Source organism: Streptomyces albireticuli (assembly GCF_002192455.1).
GTDB lineage: Bacteria > Actinomycetota > Actinomycetes > Streptomycetales > Streptomycetaceae > Streptomyces > Streptomyces albireticuli_B.
Window position 1 is genome coordinate 6,006,314 of the sequence record NZ_CP021744.1, and the last position, 19,577, is coordinate 6,025,890.

General features: G+C 75.8%; 14 protein-coding genes. 8 read left to right on the plus strand and 6 right to left on the minus strand.

Going from position 1 to position 19,577, the window contains the following annotated elements:
- Positions 1-132 precede the first annotated feature (132 nt).
- The 5 genes from SMD11_RS26040 to SMD11_RS37375 all read right to left on the minus strand — a co-directional run bounded on the left by SMD11_RS26040 (position 133) and on the right by SMD11_RS37375 (position 6,400).
- Positions 133-630 carry a DUF402 domain-containing protein gene (locus SMD11_RS26040; RefSeq protein WP_087928761.1) on the minus strand — a complete coding sequence of 166 codons (498 nt, stop codon included), beginning with the start codon at positions 628-630 and terminating at the stop codon, positions 133-135.
- Between the two features lie 155 nt (positions 631-785).
- Positions 786-1,658, minus strand: coding sequence for an esterase/lipase family protein (locus tag SMD11_RS26045; RefSeq protein WP_087928762.1), 873 nt, complete (start codon positions 1,656-1,658; stop codon positions 786-788).
- A 163-nt stretch (positions 1,659-1,821) separates the two neighbouring features.
- Positions 1,822-2,841 carry a DNA polymerase Y family protein gene (locus SMD11_RS26050; RefSeq protein ID WP_087928763.1) on the minus strand — a complete coding sequence of 340 codons (1,020 nt, stop codon included), beginning with the start codon at positions 2,839-2,841 and terminating at the stop codon, positions 1,822-1,824.
- Entirely contained in the window at positions 2,838-5,987 is a 3,150-nt protein-coding gene (locus SMD11_RS26055) for a DNA polymerase III subunit alpha (RefSeq protein WP_418952537.1), read from the minus strand. Before SMD11_RS26055 ends, SMD11_RS26050 begins: the two co-directional genes overlap by 4 nt.
- Positions 5,936-6,400, minus strand: coding sequence for a PHP domain-containing protein (locus tag SMD11_RS37375; RefSeq protein ID WP_418952484.1), 465 nt, complete (start codon positions 6,398-6,400; stop codon positions 5,936-5,938). Before SMD11_RS37375 ends, SMD11_RS26055 begins: the two co-directional genes overlap by 52 nt.
- Positions 6,401-6,598: 198 nt before the next feature.
- Between SMD11_RS37375 and SMD11_RS26060 the strand changes: the two genes are divergently transcribed.
- Positions 6,599-7,642 (plus strand): DUF3533 domain-containing protein, encoded by a 1,044-nt coding sequence (locus tag SMD11_RS26060; protein WP_087928764.1) that lies wholly within the window; start codon positions 6,599-6,601, stop codon positions 7,640-7,642.
- 102 nt (positions 7,643-7,744) lie between these two features.
- Here SMD11_RS26060 and SMD11_RS26065 read toward each other — a convergent pair whose 3' ends face one another.
- A complete protein-coding gene (locus SMD11_RS26065; protein WP_234366170.1) occupies positions 7,745-9,034 on the minus strand; it encodes an APC family permease in 1,290 nt (429 codons plus the stop codon).
- An 80-nt stretch (positions 9,035-9,114) separates the two neighbouring features.
- Between SMD11_RS26065 and SMD11_RS26070 the strand changes: the two genes are divergently transcribed.
- From SMD11_RS26070 to asnB, 7 genes are all read left to right on the plus strand, one after another.
- A complete protein-coding gene (locus tag SMD11_RS26070; RefSeq protein ID WP_087928765.1) occupies positions 9,115-9,573 on the plus strand; it encodes an Lrp/AsnC family transcriptional regulator in 459 nt (152 codons plus the stop codon).
- Positions 9,574-9,611: 38 nt separating this feature from the next.
- A complete protein-coding gene (locus SMD11_RS26075) occupies positions 9,612-11,210 on the plus strand; it encodes a carboxyl transferase domain-containing protein (protein ID WP_087928766.1) in 1,599 nt (532 codons plus the stop codon).
- Between the two features lie 242 nt (positions 11,211-11,452).
- Positions 11,453-12,700 (plus strand): ATP-grasp domain-containing protein, encoded by a 1,248-nt coding sequence (locus tag SMD11_RS26080; RefSeq protein ID WP_087928767.1) that lies wholly within the window; start codon positions 11,453-11,455, stop codon positions 12,698-12,700.
- Positions 12,697-14,445, plus strand: coding sequence for an IucA/IucC family protein (locus SMD11_RS26085; protein WP_087928768.1), 1,749 nt, complete (start codon positions 12,697-12,699; stop codon positions 14,443-14,445). Before SMD11_RS26080 ends, SMD11_RS26085 begins: the two co-directional genes overlap by 4 nt.
- Positions 14,446-14,534: 89 nt before the next feature.
- Positions 14,535-16,265 (plus strand): IucA/IucC family protein, encoded by a 1,731-nt coding sequence (locus tag SMD11_RS26090; RefSeq protein WP_087928769.1) that lies wholly within the window; start codon positions 14,535-14,537, stop codon positions 16,263-16,265.
- Complete coding sequence (locus tag SMD11_RS26095; RefSeq protein WP_087928770.1) at positions 16,262-17,449, plus strand: type III PLP-dependent enzyme; 1,188 nt, start codon at positions 16,262-16,264, stop codon at positions 17,447-17,449. The genes SMD11_RS26090 and SMD11_RS26095 overlap by 4 nt, the downstream gene beginning before the upstream one ends.
- Before the next feature lie 254 nt (positions 17,450-17,703).
- Positions 17,704-19,554 (plus strand): asparagine synthase (glutamine-hydrolyzing), encoded by a 1,851-nt coding sequence (asnB, locus tag SMD11_RS26100; RefSeq protein WP_087928771.1) that lies wholly within the window; start codon positions 17,704-17,706, stop codon positions 19,552-19,554.
- Positions 19,555-19,577 lie beyond the last annotated feature (23 nt).

The window sequence follows — 19,577 nt, forward strand, 5'->3', positions numbered from 1 at the left end:
ACCCGGTGCCACGCCGGGGCCACGGCTCATCAGCGCATTCACGGGCGCGCGCGTGAGGCGTGCGCGCGGGGCGCATTCGAGGGTGCGCGTAGGGAGTACGGCCTCGTCACGGGAATCCGTAGCGCGTCGTGCTCAGCCGAGGAGCTTCTCCAGCCCGTCCTCGCAGGCGAGCTTCTCCAGCTCGTCCAGGGCCTCGCGGGCCGCGGCCGCCGCGGCTGGGTCGCGGGACTCCAGGCCGCTCTCCGCGAACTCGTCCTCGTCCAGGCGCAGCACGGACGTGCCGTCCGCGGAGACCCACAGGTCGAGATCGAGGTCCTCGACGACGAGGCCGTCCGGGGCGATGCCGGCGGGGCGGGTCACGTCGCAGTACCAGCCCTTGAGGACGCCGTCGGCGGTGCGGACCTCCTTGACGGCGTACCAGCGGTCGCGCCAGTAGTGCTCGGTGAAGACGTCGCCGCTCTCGAAGCGGACGAAGCCGAAGTCACGGGCCTCGTCCCCCGCCCAGGGCGCGCGGACCACGGCGTGCGTGCCGTCGTCGGCCACCACGACCGCGGGATAGCTCACCTTCGTGCGCCCCGCCTTCACCAGCCTGACGGCCACCTCGCCGCCCGCTGTCAGCGTTCCGCTCATCCCCGTGCCTCGCTCTTCTCGCATGCGCTGGTCGATCCGGGACGCAGCTTCTCCCGGCGACGGGGGCTCCGGCCAGCGATTTACGTCCCACAGCACCCGACCGGCCCCGGCGGTGTGCCCGCCGGGGCCGGTCGGAAGTCATCGGAAGCCAGGGGTCAGCTGACCATCGAGGCGCAGGAGGACGGGGTGGCGTTGGCCGGGTCGAGGGCGTTGGCCGTCTCGTGGAAGGCGACGCGGTCGATGGTGCCGAGCGTCAGGTGCATGGAGATGTCGACGGCGCAGCGGTCCTGGATGAGGATGTTCTTGACGTTCGGACCGGTGAGGAACTGCGAGGTGTGGGGCGTGACGACCTCGTCGTACCGGGTGGCGATCACGGTGTAGTTGACGCCGGGGACGGTGTCGCCGCCCTCGTTGAGCTTGCGCATGAAGGGCGAGTCGACGACCTGGTCGGTCAGGCCGGGCGCGACACCGGTGATCGCGTCGCGCGCGCCGGGCACGATGTCGAGGAGCTTGGTCAGGCCGGACATGGTGGTGCCGTGGTTGTTGGGCGCGAGGCCCACCAGGGTGCCGACCTTGGGGGCGCCGCCCAGGAACTTCAGGTAGTAGCGCGGCATCATGCCGCCCTGGGAGTGGCCGACGAGGTCGACCTTGGACGCGCCGGTGTCGGCTAGCACCTTGTCGACGAACGTGGAGAGCTGCTCGGCGCCCTTGTCGACGGGGCCGAGTCCGTAGAAGACGGGGACGCCCGGCAGCTGGCCGTAGTCGAAGGAGAAGACGCAGTAGCCGCGGTCGACCAGGTAGGGCGCGAGCGACCACCAGTTGTTGGTCTTGTTCTCCATCGTGCCGTGCACGAGGACGACGGGGCGCGGGTGCGCGGCCGAGGGCTTGCAGGAGGTGTCGTTCCAGCCACTGGTCACGCCGGCGGCGTGGGCCGGGGTGGCCGTCGCGACGGTGGGCGCCACGGCGGCCGCCACGGTCAGCGCCACGGCGGACAGCAGGGTGCGGAGGGATCTCCGGCGCAGGTGCATCTGAACTCCTCGCAGGTGGGGGGTAGTCACGCCCAAGGGCAGGCCGAAGCGCACGGCGAACCGTGTTGCGGGTGCGTTACGAGGGCATGAACTTACTTGCGAGTAGACTGCGGGGAATTTCTTGCTTTCGTCAAGCAAATCCGCAGGAATCGCACCAAGTGAATCAGGCCACTTCCAGGCTGGCCGCGGGCCCCACCGCGGCCGCGCCGAAGCGTGCCCGCGCCTTGTCGACGGCGGCCTCGACACGGCGCGCCTTGTCGTCGGCGGGGTCGAACGTCAGCTGGTGCGCGGCGAGTCGGGCGTCCCCCAGGTCCTCGGCGCGCAACGCCACGGCCCGCACCCGGGCCCGTTGCAGCCCCAGCGCGCCGTGCAGGGCGTACGCGGTGGTGGTCAGCGCCGGTGTGTGCGCGGTCGGTTCGGCGAGCGACCGGGTGCGGGTGGTCGAAGAGCCGTCCGCGTAGCGGACGGTGAGGGTCAGTCCGCGGGCGACCTGGCCGGTCCCGCGCAGCCGCGCGCCCAGTCCGTCGGCGAGCGTGAGCAGCGCGCGCCGCCGGTGGTCCGGGTCCAGCTCGTCACCGGCGAAGCGGTGCTCCGCCCCCATCGAGCGGGCCCGCGCGCCGGGGGTGACGGGCGTCGGGTCGATGCCGCGCGCCCGCTCGTGGATCCGGCGGCCCGCGGCCGCGCCGAGGATCCGCTGGAGCGCGGGGAGCGGCGCGGCGGCGATCCGGCCGACGCTGTCGAGCCCGTACGCGCACAGGGTGCGGGCGGTGGCGGTGCCGACGCCGTCCAGCGCGGCGGCGGGCCTGCGGGCGAGGAAGGCGGTCACGGCGTCCGGGTCCGCGGGGAGCGCGTGGACCGAGCCGGGCGCCCCGTCCCGCGCGGCCATCCGCGCCAGCATCGGGTTGCCCGCGATGCCGACCGCGCAGTCGGCCCCGTAGCGGAACAGCGACCGCAGCCGTACGAGGCGGGCGAGTTCACCCGGGTCGTGGCCGAAGTAGCGCACGGCGCCCCGTACGTCCATGAGCGCGGCGTCGGGCGGCAGCGCCTGCACCACGGGGGTCACCTCGGCGAGCAGCCCGAGCAGCCCGTCGTAGGCGTCCTCGCCGAGGGCCGGCCGGCCGACGGGGTGGAAGCGCACGTACAGGACGGCACCGGGCGCGAGGGGGGTGGCGAGTCCGGTCATCCCGCGCTTCCGGGGCTCGCGTGCCACAACTTGCGCCCGGTGGGCGCGCCCTCGCCCGCGGGCCGAAGGTCGGACCAGGGGTGCATGGTGTAGCCGGTGGACAGCCGGATGCGGCGGCCCGTGCCGCCCGGAACCGGCTCCTCCGCCGAGGCCGTCAGCAGTGCCGCCACCGCGTCCAGGCCGCCTTCGGCGCGCAGCGCGGTGAGTTCGGCCAGGTCCCACGCCGCCGCGCCGACGACGCTGAGGCTGCGCGGGCCGCGGCGCTGGACGACGCCGCGGACGAGCAGCAGCCAGGAGTGGAAGACGGTGTGCGCGCACACGGCGTGGCTGTCGTCGAAGAAGGCGCAGTCGACCAGGCCGGTGCCGTCGTCGAGAGTGGTGAAGACGACCCTCTTGCCGGAGCGGACCGGCGGGGTCTGGATGGCGGCCTTGGCCCCCGCGACCAGGACGGTCTCGCCGTGCCGGGCGTCGCGCAGCCGCCGGGCGGGGAGCGCGCCCAGCTCCGTCAGGAAGGCCCGGTGGTCGGACATCAGATGGCGGGAGACGTCCATGCCGAGGACGCCGAGCTCCGCGCCGAGGCGCTCGCGCGCGTCGAGGTCGGGGAGGCCGGCCGGCTCGGGGCGGGCGCTGTCGACCAGCGGTAGCTGGGCGGCGGATCCGGTGGACTCCCGGCGCCGCCGGTGCAGTTCGGCGATGTGCAGCAGCAGGTCGCGGCGGTTGGCGCCGAAGGCGTCCAGCGCGCCGACCCGCGCGAGCCGCTCGGCGACGGCCCGGCCGGGGCGGGCGCGCAGCCACAGGTCCTGGAGCGAGGTGTACGGGCGGCCGGCCGCGATGCGGTCCGTCTCCGCCTCGGTGATGCCGTGCACCTCGGAGAGCGCGAGCCGGATGCCGTAGGTCTTCGCGCGGGAGGCGCGGGAGGAGCGGGGAGCCTGGGAGGCTCCGGTGGTCCGGGAGGTTCCGGCGGTCCCGGGAGCCTCCGCCCCGGCACTTTCATCGGACACCAGTTCGATCCGATAGGCCGCCGCCGACCGGTTCACGTCCAGCGGCAGGATCGGCACCCCGCGCCGCCGCGCGTCCGCGAGCAGCAGCCGCTTCGGGTACATCCCCGGGTCGTGGGTGAGCAGCCCGGCGTAGAAGGCCGCCGGGTGATGGGCCTTCAGCCAGGCGGACTGGTAGGTCGGCACGGCGAACGCGACGGCGTGCGCCTTGCAGAAGCCGTAGCTGCCGAACGCCTCGACGATCTCCCAGGTGCGGCGGACGACCTCGGCGGAGTAGCCGCGCCCGCGCGCCCGTTCGGCGAACCAGGCGCGCACCCGGCCCAGCAGCGCCGGGTCGGACAGCGCGCGGCGCGTCTCGTCCGCGAAGTGCCGGTCGCAGCCGGTCATGACGTGCAGGATCTCGATGATCTGCTCGTGGAAGACGACCACCCCGTAGGTCTCGCGCAGCGCCTCCTCCAGGTCCTCGTGCGGGTAGCGGACGGGCACCTTGCCGTGCCGGGCCTCGACGAAGGGCCGGACCATGTCGGCGGCGACCGGGCCGGGCCGGAAGAGCGAGATGTCGACCACGAGGTCGTGGAAGGTCGAGGGCTGGAGCCGGCCGATCAGGTCGCGCTGGCCGGGCGACTCGATCTGGAAGCAGCCGAGCGTCTCGGTGGAGCGGATCAGCTCGTACGTCCGCCGGTCGCCGGGCGGCACCTGGGCGGGGTCGTCGAGGTCCAGGCGGTGCCCGGTGGCCCGTTCGACCTCCCCCACCGCGTACGCCATCGCGGACTGCATCCGCACGCCCAGCACGTCGAGCTTGAGCAGCCCGAGGTCCTCGACGTCGTCCTTGTCGAACTGCGCCATCGGGAAGCCCTCGCCGCTGGTGGGCACGACGGGGGTGCGGGCGCGCAGCGTCGCGTCCGACAGCAGCACCCCGCACGGGTGCATGGCCGTGCCGCGCGGCAGCCCGTCCAGCGCCTCGGTCAGCTCCCACAGCCGGCCGTGCTCCTCCTGGGCCACCCCGCGCAGCTCGGGCAGTTCCCGCAGCGCGGCGCGGGCGTCGCGGGCCCGGATGTGCGGGAACGCCTTGGCGAGCCGGTCCACTTCGGCGGGGTCCATGCCGAGGGCGGTGCCCACGTCCCGGATCGCGTGCCGCACCCGGTAGGTCTCGGGCATGGCGACGGTCGCGACCCGGTCCGCGCCGAAGCGTTCGAAGATCGCGCGGTAGACGTCGAGGCGGCGCGCGGACTCCACGTCGATGTCGATGTCGGGCAGCGCGGTGCGGCGCGCCGACAGGAAGCGCTCCATCAGCAGGCCGTGCTCGACGGGGTCGGCGTGGGCGATGCCGAGCAGGTGGTTGACGAGGGAGCCGGCGCCGGAGCCGCGGGCGGTGACGCGGATGCCGAGCGCGCGGGTGTCGTCGACGACCCGGGCGACGGTGAGGAAGTACGAGGCGAGGCCGCGCCGGGCGATGACGTCCAGCTCGTCCTCCAGCCGGTCCCAGTAGCGGCGGTCGCGGTCGTGGCGGCGCAGCACCATGCCCGCCGCGCAGCGGGAGGCGAGGACGCGGTCGGCGGTGCGGTGCCCGGCGCCGACCAGGTGCGGCTCGGGGAAGTGGACGGTGCCCAGGCCCAGGTGGTCCTCGGGGTCGACGCGGCAGGCGGCGGCGGTCTCCTCGGTCGCGGTGAGCAGCCGGTGCGCGCTGTCGCGGCGGAAGCCGGCGGCCTCCGCGATCCGCCCGGCGAGGGCGGCCATGTCGCGGGGGCCCTTGAGCCAGCGCTCCCCGCCGTCGAGGGCGTCAGGCCTGCGGGGGTCGAGGGGGACGAGCCTGCGGGCGGAGTCGAGCACGTCGGCGACGGGCCCCTGGCCGGGGTCGGCGTAGCGCACGGCGTTGCTCAGGACGGCCCGTACGCCCGTCTCGGCGGCGAGGCCGACGGTGCGGGCGGCGAGCCGCAGCGAGCCCGGGCCGGTGCCGGCGCGGCCGTGGCAGACGACCTCCAGGCGCAGCTCGTCACCGAACATTTCACGCCACGGTACGAGCAGTCGCGCGGCCCGGTCGGGGCGCCCGGCGGCCAGCGCGCGGCCGACGTCGGAGTCGGGTCCGAGGAGGGCGGTCAGCGGGGCCCGGATGCCGGGCGCGGCCGCCGCGAGGTCCTCCCGCCCCAGCCCGGGCCGGGCGGCGGGGGCGCCGGGCGCGGGGTCGGGGGGATCGCGTGGGCGGCCGAGACCAGGCCGCACAGGGCGGCCCAGCCGGCCGCGCCGTCGCGGGCGAGGAAGGTCACCCGGGGCGCGGACTCGTCGAGGAAGGCACCGCCGCGCACGGGGGTGCGGCGGCGTACGGCCCGGTCGGCGGCGGGTGCGGGCTCCCGTACGGCCAGGTCCGCGCCGAACAGCGGCCGCACCCCGGAGCGGGCGGCCGCCTTGGCGAACCGGACGGCTCCGGCGAGGCTGTCGCGGTCGGTGAGGGCGAGGGCGTCCATGCCGCGCTCGGCGGCGCGCTCGGCGAGCCGCTCCGGGTGGCTGGCCCCGTAGCGGGCCGAGAACCCCGACACGGTGCGCAGATGCGTGAATGCCGTCATCGCGCGCCTCCTGCCGTTCCCACGTGGTCCTCGCTGTCCCCTCACCCCCTGGCCGATTTCCGCCCTTCCTTCTCCACCATAGACCACGACTCGAACATTCGTACGAACACCGAGGTGGGGCGGCTCCGGCCCGGCGGGAGGTCGCCCGAACGGCCCGCACCGCCTGCGACGGCCCGGCGGACCCCGCAGGCTCGGGACATGGACCGCACCCCCGGCGACGCCGCCCGCCCCACCTTCGTCGAGGAAGTACGGGAGGCGGTGACCGGCCGCGCCGCGCTGCTGGTGATCGGCGCGCTGGTGCTCCAGCTCGCGTTCATCACCTCCTACGTCGGGGCCTTCCACGCCCCGAAGCCGAAGGACGTCGCGGTCGGCGTGGTCGCGCCCCGGGAGCTCAGCGCGCAGCTGGTGGAGCGGCTGGGCAGGCTGCCGGGGCGCGCCCTGGAGGTCCGCGCGGTGCCCGACCGGGCGGCGGCCGTCCGGCAGATCCGGGAGCGCGACCTGGAGGCCGCGCTGGTCGTCGACCCGCGCTCCGACACCGACACCCTGCTCGTCGCCGGCGGTGCGGGCTCCTCGCTCGCCCAGGCCACCGAGGCGGTCGTCGCCCGTGCCGAGGCCGCCGAACAGCGCTCCCTCAAGGTCACCGACGTCGCCCCCGTCGCGGCCGGCGACTCCCGCGGCCTGAGCTCCTTCTACCTGGTGGTGGGCTGGTGCGTGGGCGGCTACCTGTGCGCGGCGATCCTCGCGATCAGCGCCGGCGCCCGGCCCGCCAACGCCCGCCGGGCGGGCTTCCGGCTCGCCGCGCTCGCGCTCTACGCGGCGGTCGCGGGGCTGCTCGGCGCGGTCATCACCGGGCCGGTCCTGGGGGCGCTGCCCGGCAGCGTCCTCGGCCTGTGGGGGCTGGGTACGCTGGTGGTCTTCGCCGTCGGGGCCACCACGCTGGCCCTTCAGGGGCTGGCCGGGATCGTCGGCATCGGCCTGGCGATCGCGATCGTCGTGGTACTGGGCAACCCGAGCGCGGGCGGCGCCTACCCCTACCCGCTGCTGCCACCCTTCTGGCGCGCCATCGGCCCGGCCCTGCCGCCGGGCGCGGGCACCTGGTCCGCCCGCTCGATCGCCTACTTCCAGGGCAACGCGCTGACCTGCCCGCTGCTGGTGCTCTCCGCCTGGGCGGTGGCGGGCACGGCGGTGACGATGGTGTGCGCGGTGTTCCGGCGGAGGGCGGAGGAGCCGGCGGGGGGATAAGGAAGCCCTCCCCTCTCCGCCCCGGGGCGTGGACGCCCGCCCGTACGCGTCGCCGTTCCGGCGGGCGCGGGCTCCGCCGTGGCGTCCGCGACGGCGCGGCGCTCACCCCGCCCGCCGCCTCCCCGCGTACGCCACGAACCCCCAGGCCGCCACCGCCAGTCCCGCCGGTATCAGCAGCAACACCCCCGCGAACGCCAGCACCACCGTCGTGAGCAGCGCGCTGGCCCCCGCCGCCCACCACAGGAGGGTGCGGCGGGGGAGGAGTGCCAGGGCCGACAGGAGGCCGGCGAGGGTGACCGAGGCGAGGCAGGCGGACGTGGCGCGCATCAGGCGGTCCAGGTCCGCCGCGCCCAGGGTGACCGCCGTGCCGACCGCCGCGCACGCCACCGCCAGGACCGCCAGGCTGTACCGCGGTACCTGGCCCGGTCCGCCGCCGGCGGCGAGCCGGCGCGGGGCGGCGCCGTCCCGGCCGAGCGCGGCACCGAGCCGGGAGGCCCCCGCCAGATAGGTGTTGACGGTGCCGAAGGTGAGGAAGAGCGCGACCGCGGCGGCGACGGGGCGGGCCACGGTGCCCATGCTCCGCGCCAGCAGCTCCGTCAGCGGGGTGTCCGTGCCGGCCGCGGCCGGGCCGAGCGCCCCGATCGTCGTCACCGCGAGCCCCAGGTAGAGCACGGAGACCACGGCCAACGTGCAGGCCGTCACCCGGGGCAGGTCGCGCGCCGGGTCCGCGAACTCGCCCGAGAGATGGCTCGCCGCCTCCCAGCCCGCGAAGGCGAAGAACAGGACGGCGGCCGCCGAGCCGACCGAGCCCCAGCCGTGCGGCATGAACGGCGTGAAGTGCGCGGCCCGCATCCCCGGCGCCGCGGCGAGCGTGGCGCCCAGCAGCACCGCCACCAGCAGTCCCACGAGCAGCAGTTGCACCCGGCCGGACAGGTGCAGGCCCCCGCAGTTGGCGGCGGCCGACGCGGCGACGACCAGCGCCCCGACCGCCGTCGCGCCCGCGTCCCCCCAGCCCATCGCCCCGGCCACGTACTGCCCGCCGATCAGCGCCGCCGACACCACGCCCAGCGGCACGGCCCCGTAGAACCACCAGCCGACCACCGCGGCCGCCCGTGGCCCCGCGGCCCGGTGCACGAAGGTCGCCACCCCGCCGCCGTCCGGGAACCGGGCGCCGAGCGCGGCGAAGGAGACCGCGACCGGCACGCTCGTGACGAGCAGGACGACCCACGCGAGGACCGACGCCGGCCCGGCCGCGTCGGCGGCGAGCGCGGGCAGCGCCAGGACACCGGGGCCGAGGACGGCGCCGGCGCACAGGGCCGTACCGCCGGCGACGCCCAGGCGCCGGACGGGCGGCCGAGGAGGGGCGGGAGCATGAGTGGTTCGTACGGTCACGGGGGCCGAAGCTAGACCTATCGACGAGGCTCCAGGGGTCCGGCCGAACGAAATTCGGTCCGTACGTCACCATGGGGCCCATGGACGACATTGATTCGGCGATAGTCCGCGAACTCCAGCGCGACGCACGGCAGACCAACCGCGACCTCGCCCGCACCCTGGGCATCGCGCCCTCCACCTGCCTGGAACGCGTGCGCTCGCTGCGGCAGCGCGGCGTCATCACCGGCTACCGCGCGACCGTCGACCTCAAGGCGCTCAACCGGCCGGTGCAGGCGCTGCTCTCGGTCCGGATCCGGCCGATGAGCCGGGAGGTCATCGAGGGGTTCAAGGCCTACGCCATCGGTCTGCCCGAGGTGCTGAACGTGTACGTGGTCGCGGGCGGCGACGACTTCCTCGTCCACGTCGCCGTCCCGGAGGTGAACCACCTGCACACCGTGCTGATGGACCGCTTCTCCGGGCGCCGGGAGGTGGTGGACTTCCGCAGTTCGGTGATCTACCAGCACGTCTCCAAGGATGTGGTCGAACCGTTGGCCCCCTGACACCCCGCCGGGCCCGCCGCCGTGGCAGGGTGATCGACATGACTGAGAACCGCCCCCGTACGTCCGCCCGCGAGCTCGTCGAGGCGGTGGTCGACCCCGGCAGCTGGCAGTGCTGGGACGAGCCCGTCGAGGTGACCACGGACGACCCCGCCTACCGCGCCGACCTCCTCGCCGCCCGCGAGCGCACCGGGCTGGACGAGTCCGTCGTCACCGGCGAGGGCCGGATCCGGGGGCGCCGGGTGGCGCTGGTCGCCTGTGAGTTCCGCTTCCTGGCCGGGTCGATCGGGGTGGACGCGGGGGAGCGGCTCGTACGGGCCGTCGAGCGGGCCACCGCCGAGCGGCTGCCGCTGCTCGCGGCGCCCGCCTCGGGCGGCACCCGGATGCAGGAGGGCACGATCGCCTTCCTCCAGATGGTCAAGGTCGCCGCCGCGATCACCGACCACAAGGCGGCCGGGCTGCCCTACCTCGTCCACCTCCGCCACCCCACCACGGGCGGCGTGCTCGCCTCCTGGGGCTCGCTCGGCCACCTCACCTCCGCCGAGCCGGGCGCCCTCATCGGCTTCCTGGGCCCGCGCGTCCACGAGGCCCTCTACGGCGAGGAGTTCCCCCAGGGCGTCCAGCTGGCCGAGAACCTCCTCGCGCACGGCCTGGTGGACGGGGTGCTGCCCGCCGAGCGCCTCGCGGAGGTCGCGGCGCGGGCACTGGCGGTGCTGTGCCGTGACGGTGCGGAAGGTACGGGCGTGACGTCGGCTCCCGCGCCCGTACGCCCGTCCGGCGACGGCCCCGGCGCCGCCCCCGACGTCCCCGCCGCCGAATCGATCCGCCGCTCCCGCCGGCCCGACCGCCCCGGCGTCGCGGAGCTGCTGGCGGCCGCCGCGACCGAGGTGACCCCGCTCAGCGGCACGGGCGCGGGCGAGCACGACCCGGGGCTGCTGCTCGCGCTGGCCCGGGTCGGCGGCACCCCGTGCGTCGTGCTCGGCCACGACCGGGGCAGCCACACCACCCCCGCCTCGGGCGTCCCGGCCGCCGGCCAGGCGCTCGGGCCGGCCGGGCTGCGCGCGGCCCGGCGCGGCATGCGCGTCGCCGCCGAGCTGGACCTGCCGCTGCTCACCGTGGTCGACACGGCGGGCGCCGCGCTCTCGCGGGACGCCGAGGAGGGCGGTCTGGCGGGGGAGATCGCGCGGTGCCTCGCCGACCTGGTGACGCTGCCGGCCCCGACGCTGTGCCTGCTGCTCGGCCAGGGCGCCGGCGGCGCCGCGCTCGCCCTGCTCCCCGCGGACCGGGTGGTGGCCGCCCGCCACGCGTGGCTGTCCCCGCTGCCGCCCGAGGGCGCCTCGGCGATCCTCCACCGCACCACGGAGCGGGCGTTCGAGGTCGCCGCGCGCCAGGGCGTGCGGTCCGCGGACCTGCTGGCGCACGACATCGTGGACCTGATCGTCGAGGAGGAGACGGGGGAGACGGGGGAGACGGGGGAGACGGGGGAGGCGGGGGAGGCGGGGGAGCCGGCGGACGGGGGGTTCCTGCCGCGCCTCGGCGCCCTGCTCGGCACCGAGCTCGCCGCCCTCTCGGCGCGCGACCGGGCCGAACGCCTTGCCGCCCGCCGGGCGCGCTATCGACGCATCGGCCTGAACGGGTGACGGCCCGGCGGGGATGAACGGAGCATAACGGGTATACGTCGAAGGGGAATTGACAAGGTAAGGCTTGCCTAACCTAGGGTCTTCCCCGTGAAGGAGACCGCTCCCGCCGCCCCCGGTCCGCCGGCGGGCGGCCGGTGCCGACGCGCCGTGCCGCACCTCCCGCCGTCGGCGGGGAGGCCCCCGGCGGACCTCCTTCCCGAGCCCCACGCCATCCCCCGCGGCCTGCCGAAAGGCGTACCCCCATGCGGCTCCACCTCCTCGCGCTCAACCCCACGGACTCCGTCACCGACGGCTTCCTGCCCGCCGCCGCCCGGCTCGGACTGGACGTCACCCTGCTGACCGACCAGCCCGACGCGCACCGGCGCGCGTACGAGGAGGCCGGCGGGGGCGCGGCGGGCGCCCTCCCCGCGCTCGACGTCGTGGGCTGCGACGTACGGGACATCCGCGAGGTCGTCGGCCGGATCTCGCGGGGCGGGCCGCGGGCCCGGCCCGACGCCGTCTTCACCAACAGCGACCACCTCCAGACCCAGGCCGCCCTGGCCGCCGGCTACTTCGGGCTGCCGGGCAAGGACTGGAAGGCCGCGCTGCGCACCAAGAACAAGGCCGAGCTCCGCCGCGCCCTCGCCGAGGCCGGCGCCGACATCGTGCGGTCCGTGGAGCTCGGCCCCGGCGAGGACGTGGCCGCGTTCGCCGCCCGGGCGGCCCTGTCCGAGGGTCTCCCCTTCCCCTGCGTGGTCAAGCCGCGCGAGGGCGTGGCCAGTGAGGACGTCGTCCTCGCGGTGGACGCGGACGAACTCGCCGCCCGCTGCCGGGAGATCCGCGCCCGCCGCCCCGGCGCCGCGCTCGTGGCCGAGGAGTACCTGGACGGGCCGCTCCACACGCTGGAGACCCTGGGCGACGGCCACGTCCTGCACACCCTCGCCGCCTTCCGCACCCGCCTGTCCCCGCTGCCCCACTTCGTCGAGGAACGGCTGGAACTGCTCCCGGCCCCGCCGCGGCCGCACAGCGACCGGGTCCTCGCCCAGCTCCGCGCCCTCGGCGTCGGCTTCGGCGTCTGCCACACCGAATACGTGGCCCAGGGCGACCGCGCCCGCCTCGTCGAGGTCAACTACCGCGCCATAGGCGACCAGTGCGACCTGCTCCTCGCCGACGTGCTGGACATCCCCCTGTTCGCGCACATCCTGCGCACCCATCTCGGCGAACGGCTTCCCGCCGACCTCGGCGCGCGGGCGGACGGCCGGGCGCGCGTGGAGTATGTATGCGCCGGTCGCGGGGGTACGCTCGAAACGGCACCCCCGGCGAGCGACAGCGAGAACGACGGCGTGCGGCTGGTCTACCGGCCGCTGAGGCGAACCGGCGAGGCGCACCCGCTCTACCGCACCAACCGCGACTATCTCGGGGTATTGCGGGCGACCGGCACCGATCAGGGCCGGATCGACCGCGCCGTCGAGGAATTCCTGGCCACTCGGCGCTGGGAGATCGTGTCATGAGCCTGACCGGTACGGACGTGGTGGAAGGCGAGCTGCTCCAGCGCGTCCTCAGCACCCTGCTCCGCGAGGACGTCTACGGCCTGCGCGGCGGCGCGCGCCCCGAGGCGCGCCCCGACGGCGACTGGCTGCGGATCAGGGCCGGCGAGGAGACCCTGCTGCTGCCCGTCGGCCCCGAGGGCTTCCAGTGCGAGATCGCCGCCCGCAGCCCGGTGGTGGAGACCGCCGACGGCACCCTCACCGGGCTGCGGCCCGTCCTCGCCCGGTTGCGCGCCGCGGCACCCGACGAGGACCGGGCGGGCTACGACGCCTTCCTCGCCGAGTGCGACGAGGCCCTCGCCACCATCCGGTTGCAGGGCGAGGTCCGCGAGGACGTCCTCGCCCGGCTCGCCGGAGCCCACGGCCCCCGCACCGCGCACTGGACCGGACTACGCCATTCCGTCGCCTACGACACCCTCGCCGCCTTCCGCGACCACCCCGTCTACCCCACCGGCCGGTCCCGCGCGGGCCTCACCGAGCCCGAATTACGGGCCTACGCGCCCGAGTTCCACCCCACCTTCGCCCTGCGCTGGCTCGTCCTCCCGCGCGCCGCCGTCCAGGGCGACCCGGGCCGGCTGCCCCGCTGGTGGCCCACCCCCGCCTTCCTCGGCCTGCCCGCCCTCGACGCCACCCACCTCGCCCTGCCCGTCCACCCCCTCACGGCCGCGGGCCCCCTCGCCGCGGCCCTCCGCACGGGCGGCCCGACCCGCTCCGCGCACCTCGCCGAGCGGCCCTGGCTGGACGTGGTGCCCACGCTCTCCACCCGCACCGTCGCCGTGACCGCCGACCCGGCCACCCACCTCAAACTGCCGCTCGCCACCGCCACCCTGGGGCTGCGCAACCGCCGCACCATCAAGCCCGGCACCCTCCCCGACGGCGAGGCGGGCCAGCGCCTCCTCGAAGAGGTCGTCACCCGCGAGCCGCGCTTCGTCGGCGCCGTCCTCCTCGCCGACGAACGCACCCACCTCCAGGCCGGCCACGAACTCCTCGCCGCCCTCGTCCGCCGCTACCCGCCCGGCCTCCGGGGCGCCCACGTCGTGCCCGTCGCCGCGCTGCTCGCCCGCGCGCCGGGCGGCGCCCTCGTCGCCGAGGAGCTCGCCGACCTCTACTACGGCGGCTCGCTCACCGCCCTCCTCGACGCCTACCTCACCCTCCTCCTCGACTGGCACACCACCCTCTTCGGCTACGGCATCGCCCTGGAGTCCCACCAGCAGAACACCTCCCTCGTCCTCGACCGGAGCGCCGGCGGCACCCGGCTGCGCCTGCTGTTCAAGGACAACGACGGCCCCCGCGTGCACACCGCCCGGCTCACCGCCCGGCTCGGCGGAGCCGCCGGGGGCCTCCTCGGCTTCGACGACCGGCGGATCCTCGTCGCCGGGGACGCCCCCGTGGCCGACGTCTTCGCGACCATCGCCGTCCACCTGTGCGCCGGCGCCCTCGCCTTCGAGCTCGGCCGCCTCGGCCTCGCCCCGCTCCCGGACCTCCTCGCCCTGCTCCGCACCCGGCTGGCCGAGGCCGTCGCCCGCCTCGCGGACACCGCGCCCGGCGCCGCCACCGTCCTGCGCCTGCGGGTCCTGGACGCCGACCGGCTGCCGGTCAAGGCCATGATCACCGCCGGCACCCTGCTCACCAAGGAGCGCTCCGGCGCCACCGACATCAACAAGCACTACGTCGACGGCCCCAACTACCTCCGGGACGCGGCCCGGTGACGGCCTCCCCGTCCGGGAGGACCGGCCGCCCGGCTCCTCCGTCCCGGCCCCTCGCACCCCACCCTCCTCCGCACCCGCTGGAGCCGCCGATGTCCTCCGCACCCACCGCCCTCGCCGGGGTGGCCTCCGCCGACCACGTGGTCGCCCACACGCTCCTCAACTGCCTGCTCCGCGAGGTCTCCGGCCCCGAGCACCAGACCGCCGTCACCGACGGGCATCTGCTGCTGCGCCTGCCCCACTGCGGCGTCCTGCTCCGGGCCGGACTGCGGCGCGTCTCCCTCGTCGGCGCCCACCGCTTCACCGGACCCGTCGCCGAACGGCGCGGCGAGACCTGGACCGAGCTCGGCTGGCGGGCCCTCGCCACGCACATCCACCGCGAGCTGGAGCTGCGCACCGGCGTCCGCAACGACGAGTTCCTGGCCCAGGTGGCCGCCAGCCACGCCGGCGTACGGGCCGCCCTCGCCGCCGCCTGCCCGCCCGGCACCGGCGACGCCTACATGGACTCCGAGCAGTCCCTGCTCTTCGGCCACCGCTTCCACCCCACCCCCAAGGCCCGCTCCGGCGCCCCGGCCGACTGGAGCCGCTACGCCCCCGAGGCCCGCGCCCGCTTCCGCCTGCGCCACCTGGCCGTCCGCCGCCGGCTGATCCGCGAGGAGACCGCGGCCGAGGGCGCCCTCGCCCCGCTCGACCGGCAGCGCCCCGTCCCCGAGGGCTACGGCCTGCTGCCCGTGCACCCCTGGCAGTACGCCATGCTCGCCGGCCATCCCGTCCTGCGCGCCGCCCTCGGCCGCGGCGACGTCCTCGACCTGGGCCCCGGCGGGGAGGCGTTCGAGCCCACCGCCTCCGTGCGGACCCTCTACGACGGCCGGGACTTCCTGAAGTTCAGCCTCAACATCCGCATCACCAACTGCCTGCGCAAGAACGCCGAGTACGAGCTGGCCGGCGCCGTCGCCCTCACCCGTCTCCTGGAGCCCGTCGCCACCGGCCTCGCCGCCCGCTTCCCCGGCGCCGACCTGCTGCGCGAACCCGCCTACCGCACCCTCGACCTCGGCAGCCGGGACCTCGCCGAGGGCTTCGGCGTCATCGTCCGCGAAGGGCTCGCCGCCCGCCTCGCCCCCGGCCTCACCGGGCTCCTCGCCGCCGCCGTCGCCGACGAGTACCCCACCGGCGGCGCCCACCTCGGCCACCTCCTGCGCGGCGCCGGCCCCGAGCGGGCCCTCGCCTGGTGGAACGCGTACCTGAGACTGCTCGTCCCCCCGGTCCTCGCCGCCTACTTCGACCACGGCGTCGTCCTCGAACCCCACCTCCAGAACGTGATCGTCGGCGTCGCCGCCGACGGCACCCCCCGGCAGGTCCTCTTCCGCGACCTGGAGGGCACCAAGCTGCTCGCCGGCCACCACGCGGCCGCCCTCGCGGCCCTCCCCGCCGCCGTCGCCCGGCCCCTGACCTACGGCCGCGAGCGCGGCTGGGACCGCGTCGTGTACTGCCTGCTCGTCAACCACGTCGCCGAGATGCTCGCCGCCCTCGCCGACCGCCACCCCCACCTCGAACCCCAACTGTGGTGCGCCGTCCGCCGCGTCCTCGCCGCGCGCGCCGCCGCGCACGGCAACCCGGCGCCGCTGCGCGCCCTGGTCGCCGGGGCGCCCCTGCCCGCCAAGGCCAATCTGCTCACCCGCTGGGAGCGCAAGTCCGACCGCGACGCCGGCTACGTCCGCATCGCCTCCCCCCTGATGTCGGACCTGCTGGCCACGCTCACCACCACGACCCTCCCCACCACCACCACCGCCGACCGCGCCGAGCCCTGGAGCGCCACGCCGTGATCACCCCCCGCGTCGCCGGCCACGCCCGGCGGCTGCCCCCGGCCGACCTGCCCGCCTACGTCCACGACCTCGCCGCCCTGGGCGCGTACGCGCGCGAGGTCCGCGCCGCCCTCCCGGAGCGCGTCGAGCTGTACTACGCCGCCAAGGCCAACCCCGCCCCCGGCGTCCTCACCGCCCTCGCCCCCCACGTCACCGGCTACGAGGTCTCCTCCGGTGGCGAACTCGCCCATGTGCGGGCGGCCGTGCCCGGCGCGCCGCTCGCCTTCGGCGGCCCCGGCAAGGCCGAGGAGGAGCTCCGCCTCGCCCTCTCCCTCGGCACCGAGCGCTTCCACGTGGAGAGCGTGAGCGAGCTGCGCCTCCTCGCCGCCCTCGCCGGGGAACGGCCCGGCGGCGCGCCCGTGGACGTCCTGCTGCGGGTCAACCTCCCGGCCGGCGACGGCGAACTGGACGGCGCCGTGCTGGCCATGGGCGGCCGGCCCGGCCCCTTCGGCCTGGACCCGCGCGACGCCGAGGCCTGCCCGCCCCTGCTGCGCGGCGGCCCGCTGCGGCTGCGCGGCGTCCACGCCCACCTGGCCAGCGGCCTCGACGCCCCGGCCCAGCTCGCCGTCGCGGACCGGGTCGTCCGCTGGGCCCGCGACTTCGCCGGCCGGCACGGCCTGCCCCTGGACGAGGTGAACACCGGCGGCGGCATGGCCGTCGACTACGCCCGCCCGGACACCCGCTTCGACTGGGCGGCCTACGGCGCGGGCCTCGCCGCCCTCACGGCCGCCCACCCGGGCCTCACCCTGCGCGTCGAGCCCGGCCGGTCGCTGACCGCCCACTGCGGCTGGTACGTCACGGAGGTCCTCGACCTCAAGCACAGCCACGGCGAGGCCTTCGCGGTCCTCCGCGGCGGCACCCACCACCTGCGCACCCCCGCCGCCAAGGGGCACGACCAGCCGTTCACCGTGCTGCCCGCCGAGGAGTGGGACCGCCCCTGGCCGCGCCCGGCGGCCCTGGCCGAGCCGGTGACCCTGACCGGCCAGCTGTGCACGCCCAAGGACGTCCTCGCGCGCCGGGTCCCGGTCGGGCGGCTGCGGGCGGGGGACCGGATCGCCTTCGGGATGGCCGGGGCGTACGCCTGGAACATCTCCCACCACGACTTCCTCATGCACCCGAATCCGACCTTCCATTTCCTCTCCTGAGCGAGGTCCACCGGTCCGGCCGGCCGGTCCGGACCGGGCCGGTCAAGTGGGGGCAAACTCCGGCCGGTTGTCGCTCTCGAGTGCTCCTGGAACGGGACGTTCAGGTTTCGCGCACGCTTAGATGGTTAATGCATCTATATGGCGGGCGGTGATCACCGGACGCCCGCCGGCCGACGACGGAACGCGCTGCACGGGGGCAGAGCCACGCCCGGGTACCCCACCCGGGCGGCCTACCGAGAGGGGAGACCGCGACCATGTGCGGGATCACCGGATGGATCGCCTACGACCAGGACCTCACCACCGCCCGGGACACCCTCGACGCCATGACCCGGACCATGGCCTGCCGGGGCCCGGACGCCTCCGGCACCTGGCTCGACACCCACGCCGCCCTCGGCCACCGCAGGCTCGCCGTCATCGACATCGAGGGCGGCGCCCAGCCCATGCGCGTCGAGCACGACGGACGCACCCTCCTCGCCACCACCTACAGCGGCGAGGTCTACAACTACCGCGAGCTGCGGGCCGAACTGGAGAGCCGCGGCCACACCTTCCGCACCAGCAGCGACACCGAGGTCGTCCTCCACGCCCACCTCGAATGGGGCGAGGACGCCACCGAACGCCTCAACGGCATGTACGCCTTCGCCTTGTGGGACCCGCGCACCGAGGAACTCCTCCTCGTCCGCGACCGCATGGGCATCAAGCCGCTCTACTACCACCCGACCCCCGACGGCGTCCTCTTCGGCTCCGAGCCCAAGGCGATCCTCGCCCACCCCGCCGTCCGCCCCACCGTCGACGCCGAGGGCCTCGCCGAGCTCGTCGCCTTCACCAAGACCCCCGGCCACGCCGTCTACAAGGGCATGTACGAACTCCCGCCCGGCCACACCCTCCGGGTGCGCCGACAGGGACTCACCCTCCGCCGCTACTGGGCCCTGGAGGCCCGTGAGCACACCGACGACCTGCGCACCACCGTCCACCGCATACGTGAGCTGCTCGACGACATCGTCACCCGCCAGCTCATCGCCGACGTCCCCCTGTGCACCCTGCTCTCCGGCGGCCTCGACTCCTCCGCCATCACCGCGCTCGCCGCCAAGGGGCTCGCCGACGCGGGCCACGGCCCCGTCCGCTCGTTCTCGGTCGACTTCACCGGCTACACCGAGCACTTCACCCCCGACACCCTGCGCTCCACCCCCGACGGCCCCTACGCCCACACCCTCGCCGGGCACGTCCACGCCGACCACTCCGACATCGTCCTCGACACCGCCGCCCTGATGGACCCCGCCCACCGCGCCGCCGTCCTGACCGCCCGCGACGTGCCCCTCGGCCTCGGCGACGGCGACACCTCCCTCTACCTCCTCTTCAAGGCCGTCCGCGAACAGTCCACCGTCGCCCTCTCCGGGGAGTCCGCCGACGAGATCTTCGGCGGCTACCGGTGGTTCCACACCCCCGAGAGCGTCCACGCGGGCACCTTCCCCTGGCTCGCCCCCGGCGGCATCGACCACTTCTCGGGCCGGGGCGAGGGCCGCGCCGCCCTCCTCGACGGCGACCTCCTCACCAAGCTCGACGTGCCCGGCTATCAGGAGGCCCGCTACCGCGAGGCCCTCGCCGAAGTGCCCCGCCTGCCCGGCGAGACCGGCCTGGAACGGCGCATGCGGGAGATCGGCCACCTGCACCTCACCCGCTTCGTGCAGTACCTCCTCGACCGCAAGGACCGGGCGAGCATGGCCGTCGGCCTGGAGGTCCGGGTGCCCTTCTGCGACCACCGGCTGGTCGAGTACGTCTTCAACACCCCCTGGGCCATGAAGACCTTCGACGGCCGCGAGAAGTCCCTGCTGCGCGCCGCGACCCGCGACCTCCTCCCGCCCGAGATCGCCGACCGGCTCAAGAGCCCCTACCCCAGCACCCAGGACCCCCGCTACAACGCCGCCCTGCGCACCGAACTCGGCCGGCTCCTCGCCGACCCCGACGCGCCCGCCCGCCCCCTCCTCGACACCGCGACCGCCACCGCCTCGCTCGCCGAGGGCGGCGGGAGCCGCTACCGCACCGCGACCGAGCTCGCCCTCGGCCTCGACACCTGGCTGCGCCGCTACGGCGTCACGCTGGAGCTGTGACCGGACCCCTGGCGCACAATGGG

Coding starts and splice junctions, on each gene's coding strand:
- SMD11_RS26040 (WP_087928761.1), bottom strand. CDS start 630: ATGAGCGGAACGCTGACAGCGGGCGGCGAGGTGGCCGTCAGGCTGGTG.
- SMD11_RS26045 (WP_087928762.1), bottom strand. CDS start 1,658: ATGCACCTGCGCCGGAGATCCCTCCGCACCCTGCTGTCCGCCGTGGCG.
- SMD11_RS26050 (WP_087928763.1), bottom strand. CDS start 2,841: ATGACCGGACTCGCCACCCCCCTCGCGCCCGGTGCCGTCCTGTACGTG.
- SMD11_RS37375 (WP_418952484.1), bottom strand. CDS start 6,400: ATGACGGCATTCACGCATCTGCGCACCGTGTCGGGGTTCTCGGCCCGC.
- SMD11_RS26060 (WP_087928764.1), top strand. CDS start 6,599: ATGGACCGCACCCCCGGCGACGCCGCCCGCCCCACCTTCGTCGAGGAA.
- SMD11_RS26070 (WP_087928765.1), top strand. CDS start 9,115: ATGGACGACATTGATTCGGCGATAGTCCGCGAACTCCAGCGCGACGCA.
- SMD11_RS26075 (WP_087928766.1), top strand. CDS start 9,612: ATGACTGAGAACCGCCCCCGTACGTCCGCCCGCGAGCTCGTCGAGGCG.
- SMD11_RS26080 (WP_087928767.1), top strand. CDS start 11,453: ATGCGGCTCCACCTCCTCGCGCTCAACCCCACGGACTCCGTCACCGAC.
- SMD11_RS26085 (WP_087928768.1), top strand. CDS start 12,697: ATGAGCCTGACCGGTACGGACGTGGTGGAAGGCGAGCTGCTCCAGCGC.
- SMD11_RS26090 (WP_087928769.1), top strand. CDS start 14,535: ATGTCCTCCGCACCCACCGCCCTCGCCGGGGTGGCCTCCGCCGACCAC.
- asnB (WP_087928771.1), top strand. CDS start 17,704: ATGTGCGGGATCACCGGATGGATCGCCTACGACCAGGACCTCACCACC.